This is a genomic window from Devosia insulae DS-56 (genome assembly GCF_000970465.2).
GTDB classification, from domain to species: Bacteria; Pseudomonadota; Alphaproteobacteria; order Rhizobiales; family Devosiaceae; genus Devosia_A; species Devosia_A insulae.
Map to the genome: position 1 here is coordinate 1 of NZ_LAJE02000186.1, position 17,495 is coordinate 17,495.

Below are 17,495 nucleotides of genomic sequence, written 5' to 3' on the forward strand. Positions count from 1 at the left end.
CCTCAAGGGGGAGGGGAGCTCACGGCTGGTGCGAGCCGCTCCAAAGCGCCCTAAATGCGCGACCGGAAGCAATTCACGATCCCTTAAGGCAAACTGCGTAATTGTCGATATCGGGAATGCAGCAAGACTAACCGTGTCGGGGCCAGGACAGCCGCGACCAGTTGTGGAGCCGCGCCCAATTGATCCCCAGCAGAACGAGGCCGTTCACCGGAAGCAATTCCGGACGCGTGCAGTCATGCCGCGACATCGTCCACTCCAGAAGCAGAGCGAGCGCAGACCAATGAAGATCCGGACCCGCCTATTCCTTATCGTTGCCGTGATGGGCCTGGTGGTCTCGGTGATCGGGGGCCTCGCGCTGTTCGTCACCGCGTCGTTTACCGAGCGTACCGAACAGCTCGAAGCGGCGTCGCAGCGGGCCTTTAACGGCGAGCATCTCAACCGGCTGGTGACAGCAGTGGTGATGGATGCGCGCGGTATCTATGCGGCTCCCAACGTGGAGAAGGCGGCGCCGTTTGCCGAGGGGCTGCTCAAGTCGCTCGACAAGATCGACGCGCATCTCGCCGAATGGCAGCCGCTGGTGCCGGCGGCGGATCGGGCAGCCTTCGAGCAGGTGGTGGCACGCACGGCGGAGTTCCGGCAGTTTCGCGCCGAGACGGCACGGCTCGCGACGATCGATCCGGCTCAGGCCAATGCACAGGGCAATAACGACGCCAACCGCGCCAACCGCAAGGCCTACCAGGCTGAGATCGACGCGGTGGTCGACAACGACCAGGCGCAGTTCGAGGCGATCAAGGCCGATATCGCCGGCTTCGAAGCGCTGATCCTGCCAGTGGTGGCGGGGGCGACGCTGTTCGGGCTGCTCGCCGGGGTGGGCGCGGCGCTCTATGTCGGCACGCGCTACCTGTCGAACCCGTTGACCCGGGTGACTGAGACCATGGCGCGGATCGCCGAGGGCGACTTCGCCGCCGAGGTGCCCTATGCCGGCGAAAAGAACGAGATCGGCCAGATGGCGGCCGCGGTGCAGGTGTTCAAGGAGAACGGCATCCGTGTCGCCGAGATGAACGAGGACGAGCGGACCCGGCACGAGAAGGCGGCGGAGCGCGCCCAGATGATGCTGAGCTTCCAGAACGCCTTCGACGGCGTGGTGGCGGCGACGCTGAAGGGCGACCTGTCGCAACGCATCGAGGCGCATTTCGCCGATGCCGACATCGTGCGCATCGCCAGCAACTTCAACGGGCTGATGAACACGGTGGCGAGCGGGCTCAACGAAGCCGGCGACGTGCTGGAGGCGTTGGCCGAGACCGACCTGACGCGGCGCATGGACGGCACCTATGAGGGCGAGTTCGCCCGGCTGAAGCACAACACCAATACGGTGGCCGAAAAGCTGACCGATATCGTGACGCAGCTGAAAAAGACCTCGTTCGACCTGAAGACGGCAACCGGCGAAATCCTCTCGGGGGCCAATGATCTCTCGGAGCGCACCACCAAGCAGGCGGCGACGATCGAGGAGACCTCGGCGGCGATGGAGCAGCTCTCAACCACCGTGCTGGCCAATGCGCAGCGTGCTGCCGGCGCCTCGGAGAATGCCGGGCAAGTGACGACGACGGCCGAGGCCGGCGGAGCAGTGATGCTCAGCGCCAACGCGGCGATGGGGCGGATCACCGAGAGCTCGGCGAAGATTTCCAACATCATCGGGCTGATCGACGACATCGCCTTCCAGACCAATCTCCTCGCCCTCAACGCCTCGGTGGAAGCGGCGCGAGCCGGCGACGCGGGCAAGGGCTTTGCCGTGGTGGCGGTGGAAGTGCGGCGGCTGGCGCAGTCGGCGGCCAGCGCTTCGGCCGAAGTGAAGGTGCTGATCGAGCAGTCGGCGCGCGAAGTGCAGGGCGGCTCGAAGCTGGTGGCGGAGGCTGCCGCCAAGCTCGAGCAGATGCTGGTGGCGGTGCGCGGCAATCGCGAGCTCTTGGAGGGCATCGCGCGGGACAGCCGCGAACAGGCTTCGGCGATCGAGGAGGTCAACACCGCGGTCCGGCAGATGGACGAGATGACCCAGCACAACGCGGCGCTGGTGGAGGAGACCAACGCAGCGATCGAGCAGACTGAGGCGCAGGCCAGCGAACTCGACCGGATCGTCGCGGTGTTCACTGTCGACGGCAAGGCCGAAGCAGTGGCGCCGATGGCAGAGCTGCAGCCGGCCCGCGGTATCAAGGTACTGGAACAGCGGGTGAAGGCAGCGGCGAAGACTTACCTCAGCCGCGGCAACACTGCGATCAAGGCCGACGACTGGGCAGAATTTTAGCTCCGGCCGGGGTTTTCAACTACGCATTAACCATCAGAGAGCACCCTTTGTTCACTTACGGGACGCGCGCCGGCCGCGTGCGTTGCCGGGCCGCCAGGAGGCGGTGGCGTCGGCCGACGGAACTTCAGAATGAAGCACAAGGGTACTGCCGGCGCGCAGATGGCAGAAGGCAGCGCGCAGACGACATCGAAAGACGGCGCGCGAGCGCCGAGCGGGAACGGGGTGCGGTTCAGAACCCTGGTGTTTGGGCTGGTCGCGGCGCTGGTGCTGATCGGCGGCGCGGTGGCCGGGGCGAGCCTTTATGTCTCGACCGGGTTCAAGGCGTCGGGTCATAGCAGCGAAACGCTGATGCGCTCGATGCGGGCGCACATGACCGCCGACATGCTGCACGACAGCATGCGCGGCCTGGTGTTCCGCAGCCTCTACGCGGTGATTTCCGGCGACATCACCATGGTCCAGGACACCTATGTCGACGTAAAGACCTATGGCGACCTGTTCAGGCAGACAATCGCCTCGCAGGCCGAGCTAGATGTACCGCCCGACGTTCGCCAGGCGCTCGACAACCTCGCAACGCCACTCGATGCCTACATCAACGCGGCGACGGCGCTGGTGGAGAAGGCGACCGAGTTCGACGTCGCCGGCGCAACAACCGATCTTACGGCGTTCGACCAGAGCTTCGAGGTGCTGGAAGGCGAGATGTCGGCAGTGTCCGATGCGATCGAGGCGGCCAATGTGGCGCAGCTCAGGGCGGCCGAGCAGAATGCCGGGCTCTCCGACGTTGCGACCTGGGGTGGGCTGGCGCTGATCCTCGGGCTGGCGGTGGCGACGATGCTGCTGGCGCAGCGCTTCGTGGCTAAGCCCCTGGCGCGGATGACCGATGGGTTCCGCCGGCTGTCGGAGGGCGACCTCGAAGTTGCCGTGGACGCCAATAACAGGATTGCCGAGGTCAACGGCCTCGGCCGGGTGCTCGGGATTTTCCGCGAAGCGCTGCGCAGCCGCGATGTGCTGGCCGGCGAGGCGGAAGCCACCGCCCGGGTGACAGTGGCGCGGGCCGACGCGGCCGCGGCGCTCAACCAGGAAATCGGCGACGTCGTGGGTGCGGCGCTCGACGGCGATTTCAGCCGCCGCGTCGGCACGGATTTCGCTGACCAGGACCTGAGGACATTGGCAGAGGGTGTCAACCAGCTGGTCGAGACGGTGGATGCCTCGATCGGTGAAACTGGGCAAGTGCTTGGCGCACTGGCGCAGGCCGACCTGACGCGGCGCATGGAGGGCAGCTATTCCGGCTCGCTGAAGAAGCTGATGGACGACACCAACGCGGTCGGCGACCGGCTGACCGAGGTGGTGACCAACCTCCGCTCGACCTCGCGCTCGCTGAAGGTGGCGACCGGCGAAATCCTGTCGGGCGCCAACGATCTGAGCGAGCGGACCACCAAGCAGGCAGCGACGATCGAGGAAACCTCGGCGGCGATGGAGCAACTGGCGGTGACGGTGCTGGAGAACGCCAAGCGGGCGGAATCGGCGAGCAGCAATGCGGCCGACGTGTCGCGCACGGCCGAGCAGGGCGGCGAAGTGATGCGCGAGGCCGAAGCGGCGATGGAGCGGATCACCCAGTCGTCGGCCAAGATCTCCAACATCATCGGGCTGATCGACGACATCGCCTTCCAGACCAACCTCCTCGCCCTCAACGCCTCGGTGGAAGCGGCGCGGGCCGGCGACGCGGGCAAGGGTTTTGCCGTGGTGGCGGTGGAAGTGCGACGGCTGGCGCAGTCGGCGGCGAGCGCCTCATCCGAAGTGAAGGCGCTGATCGAGCAATCGGGGACGGAAGTCGCCGGCGGCTCGAAGCTGGTGGCGGAGGCGGCGGCTAAGCTCGGGGTGATGCTCGAGGGCGCACGCACCAATTACGAGCTGCTGCAAGGGATCGCCGGCGAGAGCCGGGCGCAGGCTTCCTCGATCGAGGAGGTGAATGTTGCGGTGCGCACACTCGACGAGATGACCCAGCACAACGCGGCGCTGGTCGAACAGACCAATGCGGCGATCGAACAAACGGAATCGCAGGCGGGCGAGCTGGACCGGATCGTCGATATCTTCACTGTCGCCGAGGCCGGGGCGGCGCCGGCAGTGCCGCGAAAGGCGGCGCGGCAGGTCTATCTCAGCCAGGGCAACGCGGCGATCAGTACGGATTGGAACGAGTTCTAGCCGACGGTTCACAACCATAGATGTCAGCGAAAGGGCGCCATGTGGCGCCCTTTTTCGTTGCAGCAGCGACAATGTCGGCGAAATACGCATCACTACGTAGATGAACAGTAACTGCTCACGGATGCGTGAAGGCGCACACCTCATGGTGTACCGCGCGTTAATACGCATGCCCGGCTTGGAGGTTCCTCAAGCGGACATGCGGTGAAATTACGCCGGATCCGCAGAAGCGGTTTTTGGGGGCAGAAGTCATGGGTCAGTCTATTTTCGCCGGGTTTACCGGCAACTCGCATTCGGATGATCGCAGCAAGGTCGAGGCGATCCTGCGCAGCCAGGCGGTGATCGAGTTCAAGCTCGACGGCACCATCATCACGGCGAACGCCAATTTTCTCGGTGCCACCGGGTATGCGCTGGAGGAGATCCAGGGCAAGCACCACCGGATGTTTGTCGATCCGGTGCAGGCGCAGGGGCCGGATTATGCCGAATTCTGGCGCTCGCTGGGGGCGGGGCAGTTCCAGTCGGGCGAGTATCGCCGCTTCGGCAAGGGCGGCCGGGAGATCTGGCTGCAGGCGAGCTACAACCCGATCCTCGATAAGGCCGGCAAGCCGATCAAGGTGATCAAGTTCGCCGCCGATATCACCGAGCAGAAGAACCGTGCCGCCGATATGGCGGGGCAGGTGGCGGCGATCGGCCGGTCGCAGGCGGTGATCGAGTTCAAGCTCGACGGCACCATCATCAACGCCAACGAGAATTTCCTCGCCACCGTCGGCTACCGGCTTGAGGAGATCCAGGGCCGGCATCACCGGATGTTCGTCGAACCGAGCTACGGCGCCAGCGCCGAATATGAGCAGTTCTGGGCCAGGCTGCGCGGCGGTGAGTTCATCTCGTCGGAGTTCAAGCGCTTCGGCAAAGGTGGCAAGGAGGTCTGGATCATGGCCTCCTACAACCCGGTGTTCGATGCCGCCGGCAAGCCGATGAAGGTGGTGAAGTTTGCGTCCGATATCACCGAGCGCAAGAAATCCGAGGCGATCATCGAGCTGCTCAAAACCTCGCTGGCGCGGATGGCCGATGGCGACCTGGGCGGGCGGGTCGATACCCAGTTCAGCGGGCAGTATGAGGGGCTGCGGCAGGCGTTCAACGCCTCGCTGGAGCGGATCACCGAGATCGTCACCTCGCTGCAGACGACGTCGCGGGCGCTGAAGACGGCCACCGGCGAAATCCTGTCGGGCGCCAACGATCTCTCCGAACGCACCACCAAGCAGGCAGCGACGATCGAGGAGACCTCCGCCTCGATGGAGCAACTGGCCTCGACCGTCACCGAGAACGCCAAGCGGGCGGCCGACGCCTCGGTCAAGGCGCAGGATGTCAGCAAGACGGCGACCGAAGGCGGCGCGGTGATGGAGAAGGCGACCGCGGCGATGGAGCGGATCACCACCTCGTCGGGCAAGATCTCCAACATCATCGGGATGATCGACGATATCGCCTTCCAGACGAACCTGCTTGCCCTCAACGCCTCGGTCGAAGCGGCGCGGGCGGGCGACGCCGGCAAGGGTTTTGCGGTGGTGGCAGTGGAGGTGCGGCGGCTGGCGCAATCGGCGGCGAGCGCCTCATCGGAGGTCAAGGCGCTGATCGAGCAATCGGGCGCCGAAGTCGCTGGTGGCTCGAAACTGGTGGCCGAGGCGGCGCAAAAGCTGGTCGCCATGCTGGAAACGGCGCGCGAGAGCTCGAACCTGATCGAGGGGATCGCCACCGCGAGCCGCGAGCAGGCCGGCGCCATCGAGGAGGTGAGTTCGGCGGTGCGGGTGCTCGACGAGATGACGCAGCAGAATGCCGCTTTGGTGGAACAGACCAATGCGGCGATCGAGCAGACCGAGGGCCAGGCAACCGAACTCGATAAGATCGTCGACGTGTTCTCGATCGAGGACGGTGGGGCGATGTCGATGCCGGCGGAGCCACGCCCCGGCAGCGTCAAGGCGCTGCAGCAGAAGGTGAAGGCGGCAGCGCGCAGCTATCTGAGCGATGGCAACGCGGCGGTGGCGAAGGACTGGGCGGAGTTCTGAAGCACCCCAGCAGTCCTGATCACGGGCCCTGGTCACTGACCGGGGTCTCGTACTTTGAGCCAGGCGCTACTGCCTAATATTTTGGCATCGGGACCATCGTGGTTGACCGTTCTTTAACGGCGGACTGCGCTGAATGCACGAGAAAGCACTATTCGGCAGGAGCCGTCCCCGCATGCGTATTCGTTCCCTCTCCCTCAAGGTTGCGCTGCTCGGCGGCGCGGCCCTTACAGCCGTGTTCGCCATCGGCATGACGCTGTTGGTGCAGCAGGTCGGCGGCACCATGGAGGCGCAGACGCACCAGCTGCAGTCGGAAACCACTCAGGGGATCGCAGCGCAGGTCTCGACCGACCTGCTGCGCGGCGAGCGGGCGGCTGAGGGGATCGTCACGGCGCTGCAGGGGCTGCATACGGCGGGGATCAAGGATCGCGCCGTCTATGACGCGACCATCCGGCAGTTCCTCGAGCGCAACCCGGGGCTGCTCGGCGCCTGGTCGGGCTGGGAGCCCAATGCGCTCGACGGCAACGACGCTGCAGCGGTGAATAAGCCGGGACACGATGCGACCGGCCGCTATATCCCGTACTGGAACCGCGGCTCGGGTTCGGTGGTGCTGGAAGCGCTGACCGGCTACGACCAGCCGGGCGCCGGCGATTACTACCTGCAGCCCAAGGCGCTGGGGCGCGCCGTCGCCATCGAGCCCTACAATTACACGGTGGCCGGCAAGGACATGCTGATCATGTCGTTCGGCGCGCCGATCAAGGATGGCGCGACTTATCTGGGCACCGGCGGCGTCGACCTGTCGCTGAGCGACATCAACACGCGGATGGCGGAGCTGAAGCCGTTCGGCACTGGCAATGTCGCGGTGATCTCGGCCAAGGGCATCGTCGTCGCGCACCCTGATCCCCAGATGATCGGCAAGACGCTCGATGCGGCTGATCCGATGAGCAGCATTGTCACCGCGGCGCTGGCCGACAACACGGCCAAGGAAGCCGACAATGCCGATGTCAGGCAGACGGCGGCGCCGTTCAGCGTCGGCGGCACCGAGGACCGCTGGGTGGTGGTGACGAGCGTGCCGCTGGCAACGCTGCAGGCGGCGGTGAACGAAGGCCGCACCACGATTATCCTCCTATCAGCAATCTGCGTGCTGGCCGCCTGCGCCATCTTGTTCGGGCTGATCCGCCAGCTGGTGGGCGGGCCGCTCGGGGCGATGGGCCGCACCGTCAAGGTGATGGCGGAAGGCGATTACTCGGTCAGTGTCCAGGGCACCGATCGTGTCGACGAGGTGGGCACGCTCGCCCGGGCCGTCGAGGTGTTCCGCGAGAACGGCAAGAAGGTCGCCGAAATGACCGAAGCCGAAGCCGTGCGCATCATCCGCGACCAGGAAGCGCGGGTGAAGATGATGGCCGAGCTGCAGCAGGCGTTCGGCGGCGTGGTGGACGCGGCGATCGATGGCGACTTTAGTAAGCGCGTCGCAGCGGAATTCCCCGACGCCGAACTGAACACGCTCGCCGGCAGCGTCAACTCGCTGGTCGAGACGGTGGATCGCGGGCTGAGCGAGACCGGCGAAGTGCTGTCGGCGCTGGCGCAGACCGACCTGACGCAACGGGTGCACGGCCAGTATGGCGGGGCGTTCGCGCGGCTGAAGGACGACACCAACGCGGTGGCGGAGCGGCTGACCGAGATCGTCGGGCAGTTGAAGGGCACCTCGCGCTCGCTGAAGACGGCAACCGGCGAGATCCTCTCCGGCGCCAACGATCTCAGCGAACGCACCACCAAGCAGGCGGCGACGATCGAGGAGACCTCGGCGGCGATGGAGCAGCTGGCCTCGACCGTGACGGCCAATGCCGAGAATGCCCAGCAGGCGAGCCAGGCCTCCGGACGGGTAACGCTGGCGGCCGAACAGGGCGGCGGCGTGATGCAAGAAGCTAATGCGGCGATGGAGCGGATCACCAGCTCATCGGGCAAGATCTCGAACATCATCGGGATGATCGACGATATCGCCTTCCAGACGAACCTCTTGGCGCTCAATGCCTCAGTGGAAGCAGCGCGAGCCGGCGATGCCGGCAAGGGCTTTGCGGTGGTGGCCGTCGAAGTGCGGCGGCTGGCGCAATCGGCGGCGGGAGCGTCCAGCGAAGTAAAGGCGCTGATCGAGCAATCGGGCGGTGAAGTGAAGGCCGGCTCGCGGCTGGTGGCGGAAGCCGCCGAAAAGCTCGAGGCGATCCTTGTGGCGGCGCGCTCGTCGAACCAGCTGATGGAAAAGATCGCCCGCGACAGCCACGAGCAGGCCTCGGCGATCGAAGAGGTCAACACCGCTGTCCGCACCATGGACGAGATGACCCAGCACAACGCCGCGCTGGTCGAGGAAACCAACGCGGCGATCGAGCAGACCGAAGCACAGGCCACCGAGCTCGACCGGATCGTCGAGGTGTTCCAGGTGGCCGAGCAGGCGCATGGCGGGATGCGGCGGGCGGCTTAGCTGCGAGCGAGTAGTGGGTAGCGAGTGGCGAGTAGGGAAAGCACTACTCGCTATTCGCAATTCGCTACGCCCTCAGCTCAATGCCGCCGCCACCAGCGCCCGCGCGTGCAAGTCCGTCGTGTCATAGGTCGGCAACGGGCTGACGCTGTCGTCGATCAGCATGCAGATTTCGGTGCAGCCGAGGATCACCGCTTCGGCGCCGCGGGCCTGGAGCCGGGTGATGGCATCGACATAGGTACGGCGCGACTCCTCGCGGACGATGCCGAGGCAGAGTTCCTCGTAGATGATGCCGTTGAGGTTGGTGATCCCCACATCGGGCACCAGCACCTCGAGGCCGCGCTGTTCGAGGCCTTCGATGTAGAAGCGCTTCTCCATAGTGAAGCGGGTGCCGAGCAGCCCGACCTTGCCGATGCCGTCGGCAAGGAGGGCGTCGGCAGTGGGCGCCGCGATATGGACGAAGGGCACGCTGAGCGCCGCGATGATCTGCGGGGCGCAGATATGCATGGTGTTGGTCGCAAGGCCGATGACCCCGGCGCCCTGGGCTTCGAGTGAGCGGGCAATGCCAGCGAGGACCTCACCGGCGCCGTCCCAGTTGCCGGCGCGCTGCAGCGCCTCGATCGGAGCGAAATCGACGGAGTGGACGATGACGGGCGCCGAGTGCAGGCCGCCCAACCGGGCCGCCGTTTCGCGGTTGAGGATGGCGTAATAGTGAGCGGTGGATTCCCAGCTCATGCCGCCGATGAGGCCGATGGTTTTCATGCGGAAGAGATGGCGCGGTTTTTCGAAGGTGGCAAGGTGAACGCTACCCCCGCACGCCTGCCGGCACGTCCTTGAATGCTTCGACGATCTTCAGGTAGGCGTCGCGTTTGAACGGCACGATCAGATCCGGCAGGGTTTCGAGCTTTTCCCAGCGCCACGTATCGAATTCGGCGGGGTGGCCGTCGCCGGGGTTGGTGACGTCGATGTCGCTGTCCTTGCCGGTGAAGCGGAAGGCGAACCAGCGCTGGCGCTGGCCGCGGTATTTGCCCTTGAGCGCGATGCCGAGGGCTTCGTCGGGCAGGTCGTAGTAGATCCACTCGGGCGCTTCAGCGATCAGCTCGGCGGTGCGGATCGAGGTTTCCTCGAACAGTTCGCGCCAGGCGGCTTCGATCGGGGTCTCACCCTTGTCGATGCCGCCCTGCGGCATCTGCCAGGGCGCGTTGACCTCGGTGCGGTCGGCCGAGCCATCGGCCATGCGGCGGCCGATGAACACCAGCCCCTCGGCGTTGAACACGGCGGTGCCGACGCAATCGCGGTAAGGCAGCTCTTCGCGCTTTGGCCTGTCAGAGGGCTTGGGCATCAGCTCTGTTCTCCCACCATCAGGGCGCTGGCCGGCCCGATCTCGATACCGCGCTCGCCGAGGCCCCTCGCCCACTCGGTAACCGCTTCGACCGATACCGGCAAGGCGGAGACGATGCCGATGGCGTACCCCTGTTCGCGCGCCTGCTTCTCGAGGTCTGAGAGGGCGGCGAGGATGGGGGCACGCGCCGGGTTGGCATCGATCATGGTGTTGATCCGGCCGAAGGGGACGCGATTGGCGCGGGCGAGCTGCGGGGCGAGCGAACGGTTGGATGAGCCATCATCGAGGTAACCCAGACCGCGCGCTCCGAGTTCCTCCATCATCGGGCCGAAATCGGCGCCCGAGGCGGTGAAGCGGGCGCCCATATTGTTGATCAGCCCGACATAGCCGGGAAAGCTGCTCATCACCTTGAACAGCTTGGAGAGATTGTCGCGCGGGGCCTGGCCGGTGAGCAGGGTATCGGGGCCAGGGTCGTTCTCGGGGTAATCGAACGGCTCGAGCGGTACTTCGAGGAACAGCTCGTGGCCTTCGGCGCGCGCCGCCCCGACGGTGCGCTCGAGAGTCTTGCCGTAGGGGGCGAAGGCCAGCGTCACTTCCTCGGGTAGCTTGCTGATGGCATCGAGCGTGCCTTCGGTGTTGAGGCCGAGGCCGGAGACGACGATGGCGATCAACGGCTTGCCACCGGAGGTGGCGGGGGTGCTGGAGGGGCGCGAATAGACATCGAACGGGCGGATGCCGGTGCCCGAAATGCGGGGGATGGCGCCGAACTCGGTTTCCTCGAGCATCTCGGGGTCGAGTGCTGCCGGGTCGATCAGCGCGGTATCGGCCGTCTCCGGCACCGTGTCGGCCGGCGCCACCGGGAACATCTCGGGGTCGGCGGTGATGGTGACGCCGCCCGGCGGCACGGAGACGGCGCCGGCGATGCTGTTGGCGGGGGTGCTGCCGGCAATATCGACGGTGGCGCTGGGGCGGCCGCCTTCGGGATCATCGACCAGCATGATGCGGGCGGTGACGCCGATGGCGATCAGCGCAACGAGCCCGAGGGCGATACGGGTGACCGGGATGTGACGGCGGGGCGGGGCGCTCCCCGCGGCAGCGTCGGCCTTGGCTTGCCTCGCCTTGCGGCGAACGAGGGGCGCGCTGAGGTCGGTCATCGGTCTGGCCTTCATCCCATGCTGCGAACGGCGGCGCGGCCAAGCCTGGCTACGCCCCGGCGGGAATCGAACGGGGCGGCGAATCGCCACCCCGCATCAGGCTCATTGTGTGACGGGCAAAGGGTAAGGAAGCGTTAACCCTGCCGCTTGAGGTCTTGTTAACCGGCCGCCTTGGGCGGGAAGGCCTCGTTGGTCTCGAGACCGTCGATCAGCTTGATGGCGTATTGCAGCTGATTGTCCTTGTCCTTCTCGGCGGGGACGTAGACCGAGGAGCCGACAGTGGCCTTCTCCTCGGTGCCGCCACCGATTTCGCCCGGCAGCGCGGCTTCGCCGATGATCTCGTCGCGGCCCTTGAACTCCTCGGGGACATCCTGGGTGATGAGGATGTCGGGCTGGATACCGGAGGCCTGGATCGAGCGGTTGTTCGGCGTGTAGTAGCGCGCCGTGGTCAGCCGCATGGCGCCATCGGCGCCGAGCGGGATGATCGACTGCACCGAGCCCTTGCCGAACGAGCGGGTGCCGACGACGGTGGCGCGCTTATGGTCCTGCAGCGCACCGGCGACGATCTCGGCGGCCGAGGCAGAGCCGCCATTGATCAGCACCACCATCGGCACGTCGGCGAGCTTCTGGTCGAGCGCGTCGGGCTTGGCGTCGTAGCGGGCACTTTCCTGCTCGATACGGCCGCGGGTCAGCACCACGGCGCCCTGCTTGAGGAAGGCGTCGGAGACGAACACCGCCTGGTCGACGAGGCCGCCTGGGTTGTTGCGGAGGTCAAGGATGATGCCCTTGGGGGCCTTGCCGTCGGCGGCCTTGTAGATGTCGTCGATGGCCTTCTGCACGCCGACAAAGGCCTGCTCGGAGAAGCGGGCGAGACGGATGACGCCGACATCGCCTTCCATGGTCATGCGGGCGGCGCGGGTGGCGATGACGTCGCGGGTCAGCTCGAACTTCAAGGGCTCAGTGACGCCTTCACGGACCACGGTGACGGTGATCTTGGTGCCGACCTGGCCGCGCATCTTCTCGACCGCCTGGTCGAGGGTGAGCCCCTGCACCTGGGTGCCGTCGAGCTCGACGATGAAATCGTTGGCGAGGATGCCGGCTTTGGCGGCCGGGGTGTCGTCGATGGGCGAGACGACCTTGATCACCCCATCTTCCATCTGCACTTCGATGCCCAGCCCGCCGAACTGGCCGGAGGTATCCTCCTGCACGTCGGAATATTCGACCGGCTCCATGTAGCCCGAATGCGGATCGAGCGAGGTCAGCATGCCCTGCAGCGCCGCGTGAATGAGTTTGCGCTCATCGGGGGCTTCGACATACTCGGCGCGAATGCGGTCGAACACTTCGCCGAACAGGTCGAGATCGGAATAGACCTCGTCGGCGCTGCGCGGGGTGCTGGCGGGAGCGGTGGCATCGGTGGCCGGCGTCTGGTCCTGCGCGATCAGCGGTGCACAGGCGAGGCCGAGCGTGAACACGGCAGCCATCGAGGCGACTATGCGGAGGGGCGTCAAGCGCATCAAATTCTATCCACTCTGGGTTGGAACAGAAGCCACCGACCACCATCCCGTGGGGTCAACGGGCTCGTTGTTCTTTCGCATTTCAATATAGAGGGTCGGGCGGGAGACACCAGCACTGGTCGCGACGGTACGGCCAATTGTCTGTGATCCCATAGTGCCGACGGGTTCTCCCATCATCACGAACTGGCCGATCTGCACATCGACCTTGGCCAGCCCGGCCAGAAGGATCGTGTAATCCTGACCGGCATTGAGGATGACGATTTGGCCATAATTGAGGTAGTCGCCCTGGAACATCACCCAGCCATCGGCAGGTGAGACCACCTGGGCGTCGGCGCGGGTGACCACCGAGAGGCCGCGCGAGATGCCGCCGAAGCCATCGCCGGCGCCATAGTCGATCACCGTGACGCCGCTCGAGGGCATGGTGAGGAAGCCCTTGGCCTGGGCGAACGGCACGGCCGGCTCGCTGCGATCGGTATTGGCGAGGGCGAGGCGGACCGTGTCCTTGTCGAGCGTCGGGGTGCTGCCGCCGGCGTTCGCCGCGGCAGTCGCCTCGGCGGCAGTGGCGACCGCGGCGGCGCGCTTCTGCAGGTCGTCGATCAGTTGCTTCAGCGAGGTGGCCTTGTCGGCCAGCGCCTGGGCTTCGGCTTCCTCGGCGGCGAGCGCGGTGGTGGCGCGGTTCTCGTTCTCCTTGCGCGCGGCGATCAGCGTGCCGATGCGCAGTTGCTCTTCCTCGAGGATCTGCAGGTTCGCCTCGAGCTTGCCCTGCTGCTCGAGCGCATCGGCCTTGATCTTGCCGAGCTCGCTGAGGTCGGCCATCACGGTGTCGGCCTTCTTCTGCAGTTCGGGCATGATGGCCGAAAGCAGGATGGCGGAGCGGGCGGAGCCCAGCGCGTCGGACGGATTGACGATCAGCGCCGGAGGCGGGTTGCGCGAGATCCGCTCGAGCGCGGCGAGGACGTTGGAGATGTTCTCGTCGGCGCCATCGAGGCGGCCGCGGACCTCGAGCTCCTGGACGATCAGCTCGCCGAGCTTGTCCTCGAGCGCAACGATGTCGGTTTCGGCGCGCTTCACCCGCTCGGCCGCGGCAATCAGCGCGGCGTTCTGCTTGGTGCGATCGCCCTGCATATCGGCGATCTCTTTTTTCAGCGCATCGGCGCGCTCCTTGGTGACGGAGATCGAGGCCTCGAGCTCATCGAGAGCCTGCTGCTGCGCGGCCATCTCGGGATCGGCAGGCGCGCCTGATGTCGCCATGGTGGGCGCCGCTGCATCGACGGCGGGGCGGAGATTGAGGTCGGGGGTGGCGGCGCCCTCTGCGGGCGCGGCATCGGGAGGCGTTGCATCGGCGGGAGCGGTGGGTGGCGCAGTCGTATCAGCAGGAGCGGCGGCCGGGGCCGTGGCATCCGGCGCGGCGACGGGAGCTTCCGGCGTCGCCTGTTGAGCCAGCGCGGCGGTGGCAAGCGCCAGCGCCAAAGCGGCGCCCGCGGCAATTGCACGTCTCGACCAGCCCGTTGCCGGCATCAAACTTCCTGGTTCACCCGAATCATGATCACGCGACCATAGCGCAGAGCCCGATAGTCCGGGGGTTTGTCTTTTGGATGGCGGGGCGCGGAAAGTTCAACCTGCCGCCACGAGGCCCAACTCCATATCGGTCGCGCCGGGGCTGTACTTGTCCTTGGGAGGCCAGGGGCGGCCGCGCCAATGCGGCTCGAAAACGAAGCTGGAACGGGCTCGCCCCGCGGGTAGCGCGCCGTTACCGGCGCCGCGGGCATAGTCGTAGTAGGCCTTGACCACTTCCTCGCTGCTCACCTGCTGAGCGGCGGGATGCGCCAGGCAGGCGGCACGCCAATGCAGGACGCGCTCGAAGCCTGCGGCGGGCAGCTCGAAATCCTCGAAATAGGCAAGGAAGGAGAAGCGCACGAACATCGGAGTGAAGACCGCCTCGGCCAGCCCGAAGTGCTCGAACAGGAAGGTGCCGGCCGGGTTATGGGTCGTAAGGAACGCGTCGAGCCGTCGATACTGGGCGAGAACCGCATCATGCAACGCCGCGCGCCGTGCTTCGTCCTGGTTCATCACCAGGCGGTAGCCGCTCGAGGTAAAATCGCCTTCCATGGCGATCAGCATGTTTTCCACGGCGCGCTCGTAGGGCGTGGCGCGCGCGATCGGGGGCTCGGCAAAGGTCTCGTCGAGATAGCGCAGGATGACCAGACTTTCCTTCAGCACGCCGTCAGCGGTTTCGAGGATCGGCAACGCCGTGCTGCCGCCGCTGAACTGCAGCAGTTCGGGTGGACGCGGACGGGTGATATCGACGACCGAGAAGGCGACGGCGTCACGCTTGCCTTTGAGGGTCAGCAGGATTTCCAGCCGCTGCGAGAACGGGCAGACCGGGATGTGATGGACGATCGGTTTCTGCATGCCTGGCCCCGAGCTTCGACGCCTCCAGATGGCATGCCGTTCGAGCGGCGGCAACCGGGGTCACTCGCGGTGGTAAGGATGTCCCGAGAGGATGGTGGTCGTCCGATAGAGCTGCTCGGCCAGCATGATACGGACCAGCTGGTGCGGCCAGGTGAGGGGGGAGAAGCTGAGCGTCAGGTCGGCTTCGCGCACGAAAGCCGGGTCGAGCCCGTCGGCGCCGCCGATGATGAAGCTGACGGCCGGGCGGCCGTCGTCGCGCCAGCGGCCGAGCTGGTTGGCAAAGGCGGCCGACTGCATGGTCTTGCCGTGCTCGTCGAGCGCGATGCGGATGCCTTCGGGGAGGGCGGAGCGGAGGGTCGTGGCTTCGTCGGCCTTGCGGCCATCGGTGGTCGTGGCGCGCGACTCGGCGAATTCGAGCACCTCGAACCCGGTCAGCGCGAGCGGCTTGCCCGCGGCCTTGGCGCGATCGAGATAGCGCGCGACCAGTTCACGCTCGGGGCCCTGCTTCATCCGGCCGATGGCGGCGATAGCGATGCGCAAGGCGAAGGCGCCGCCTAAGCGTGATCAGGAAAAGTTGCAGACTTTTCCGGTTCGGTCACGCGACAAACCAAGGCTAGCGACCGTCGGCAGCGAAATCGGCCGCCCACATCTTCTCGATGTTGTAGAACTCGCGCACTTCGGGCCGGAAGATGTGAACGATGACGTCACCGGCATCGACCAGCACCCAATCGGCGTGCGGTAGTCCTTCGATCCGCGGTTTACCGAAGCCGTGCTCGCGCAGCACCTTGACCAGTTGGTCGGCGACGGCGCTGACGTGACGGTTGGACCGGCCGGAGGTCACCACCATATGGTCGGTGAGCGACGACTTGCCGGTGATGTCGATGGCAACGGTCTGCTCAGCCTTGGCATCGTCAAGGCTCTGCAGCACCAGATCGATCATGTGGGGTTCCGGGGCCTCGGCCACCGGCGCGACTTCGGTCTTCTTTTTGGGCGACGCCATCAAATGGCCTCAGCCCATGCAACACGAGCACGGTTCATGCGTGTTCAGCTGTCCTTGGTTGTTGGGTCGAAAGGCTAGCGCCAACGTAGCTAACAATCCTGTCCCATCCTGAGTGGCGAATAACCACTACTCCTTCAATATGACGCTTCGTCTGCCGTTCTGCAAGGCGGCGACATGGATTCAATCTGCCGAAGCTTTGCGGCGCGCCCGGATGGCGCTCGAAGACTGCGGTGAAGTGATGCCGTGGAGATACACCCAGGCGGGTGGCTCGCTGCTGGCCAGTGTCTCGGCCGCCTCCTCAGGCAGCCGGCGCTTTTTCAGCGCGATGGCCGCCTTGCTTACCGTGGCGCGAAACGTCGAGCCGGGGCGGGCGTAGACGGCGATCGGCAAGAGCGCGGCGATATCCTGCCAGCGCTCCCAGCGATCGAACTGGGAAAGGTTGTCGGCGCCCATGATCCAGACGAAGCGGGTATCGGGGCAGGCGGCGACCAGCCAGTCGAGCGTATCGACAGTGTAATGGAAGCGGTGCGCGGCCTCGACGCCGGTGGCATAGATACGCGGATTGGCGGTGAGCGCGCGCGCCGCGCGGACGCGGGTTTCGAGCGGCGCGAGTTCGGAATGATCTTTCAGCGGGTTGCCGGGGGAGACCAGCAGCCAGACCGCATCGAGATCGAGCCGCTTCAGGCACTGCTCGGCGACGAGCCGGTGCCCCTCGTGGATCGGGTTGAAGCTGCCGCCGAACAGCCCGATGCGCAGGCCCGAGCCGAAGGGCGGGAGCGCGGTGATGTCGGGGGGGAGGGGAGCCAGCGTGTGGGAGCGGTTGGCGTGCAGCAGGCGCGCAATGTGGTGAGGGTAGAAAGTAAGCGGCTGCACCGCGTCGGGAACGGGGGCGGCGAGGTCCTCCGACACGGGCTTGTTACCGTTGGCGACGGACGGAAACGTCGAGATCGACACGCCGGCTTCGCGCGCAACGTCCTTGATGGTGGCAATCGATCTGCCCATGGCGTCAGTCAGTCCCCCTCTCGCACGTTCGGCCGGCCGTCATCTC

The 17,495-nt window shown here is 66.1% G+C and carries 13 protein-coding genes; 4 read left to right on the top strand and 9 right to left on the bottom strand.

Annotation, left to right across the window (positions count from 1 at the left end; translation table 11 throughout):
* Positions 1-280 precede the first annotated feature (280 nt).
* The 4 genes from VW23_RS13055 (at position 281) to VW23_RS13070 (ending at position 9,028) form a co-directional block, all read left to right on the top strand.
* Positions 281-2,299, top strand: a complete 2,019-nt coding sequence (locus VW23_RS13055; protein WP_069910004.1) for a methyl-accepting chemotaxis protein — start codon at positions 281-283, stop codon at positions 2,297-2,299.
* A 129-nt stretch (positions 2,300-2,428) separates the two neighbouring features.
* The gene (locus tag VW23_RS13060; protein WP_069910005.1) at positions 2,429-4,498 is read left to right on the top strand and encodes a methyl-accepting chemotaxis protein; all 2,070 of its coding nucleotides are present in this window, start codon (positions 2,429-2,431) and stop codon (positions 4,496-4,498) included.
* Between the two features lie 248 nt (positions 4,499-4,746).
* A complete protein-coding gene (locus tag VW23_RS13065) occupies positions 4,747-6,555 on the top strand; it encodes a methyl-accepting chemotaxis protein (protein ID WP_069910006.1) in 1,809 nt (602 codons plus the stop codon).
* A 172-nt stretch (positions 6,556-6,727) separates the two neighbouring features.
* Positions 6,728-9,028, top strand: a complete 2,301-nt coding sequence (locus VW23_RS13070; protein WP_069910007.1) for a methyl-accepting chemotaxis protein — start codon at positions 6,728-6,730, stop codon at positions 9,026-9,028.
* A 72-nt stretch (positions 9,029-9,100) separates the two neighbouring features.
* Here VW23_RS13070 and VW23_RS13075 read toward each other — a convergent pair whose 3' ends face one another.
* The 9 genes from VW23_RS13075 to VW23_RS13115 form a co-directional block, all read right to left on the bottom strand.
* Entirely contained in the window at positions 9,101-9,787 is a 687-nt protein-coding gene (locus VW23_RS13075; RefSeq protein WP_069910008.1) for an aspartate/glutamate racemase family protein, read from the bottom strand.
* A 43-nt stretch (positions 9,788-9,830) separates the two neighbouring features.
* The gene (locus VW23_RS13080; RefSeq protein ID WP_069910009.1) at positions 9,831-10,367 is read right to left on the bottom strand and encodes an RNA pyrophosphohydrolase; all 537 of its coding nucleotides are present in this window, start codon (positions 10,365-10,367) and stop codon (positions 9,831-9,833) included.
* Positions 10,367-11,521, bottom strand: coding sequence for a divergent polysaccharide deacetylase family protein (locus VW23_RS13085; protein WP_141728324.1), 1,155 nt, complete (start codon positions 11,519-11,521; stop codon positions 10,367-10,369). Before VW23_RS13085 ends, VW23_RS13080 begins: the two co-directional genes overlap by 1 nt.
* A gap of 158 nt (positions 11,522-11,679) precedes the next feature.
* Entirely contained in the window at positions 11,680-13,035 is a 1,356-nt protein-coding gene (locus VW23_RS13090; RefSeq protein ID WP_069910011.1) for a S41 family peptidase, read from the bottom strand.
* 6 nt (positions 13,036-13,041) lie between these two features.
* A complete protein-coding gene (locus VW23_RS13095; RefSeq protein WP_084646044.1) occupies positions 13,042-14,553 on the bottom strand; it encodes a murein hydrolase activator EnvC family protein in 1,512 nt (503 codons plus the stop codon).
* A gap of 96 nt (positions 14,554-14,649) precedes the next feature.
* Complete coding sequence (locus tag VW23_RS13100; protein WP_069910013.1) at positions 14,650-15,447, bottom strand: glutathione S-transferase family protein; 798 nt, start codon at positions 15,445-15,447, stop codon at positions 14,650-14,652.
* Positions 15,448-15,507: 60 nt separating this feature from the next.
* Entirely contained in the window at positions 15,508-15,987 is a 480-nt protein-coding gene (gene rlmH / locus VW23_RS13105) for a 23S rRNA (pseudouridine(1915)-N(3))-methyltransferase RlmH (protein WP_069910014.1), read from the bottom strand.
* A gap of 73 nt (positions 15,988-16,060) precedes the next feature.
* The gene (gene rsfS / locus VW23_RS13110; protein WP_055876048.1) at positions 16,061-16,387 is read right to left on the bottom strand and encodes a ribosome silencing factor; all 327 of its coding nucleotides are present in this window, start codon (positions 16,385-16,387) and stop codon (positions 16,061-16,063) included.
* Positions 16,388-16,627: 240 nt separating this feature from the next.
* Positions 16,628-17,449, bottom strand: coding sequence for a nicotinate-nucleotide adenylyltransferase (locus VW23_RS13115; protein ID WP_084646048.1), 822 nt, complete (start codon positions 17,447-17,449; stop codon positions 16,628-16,630).
* Between the last annotated feature and the right edge of the window lie 46 nt (positions 17,450-17,495).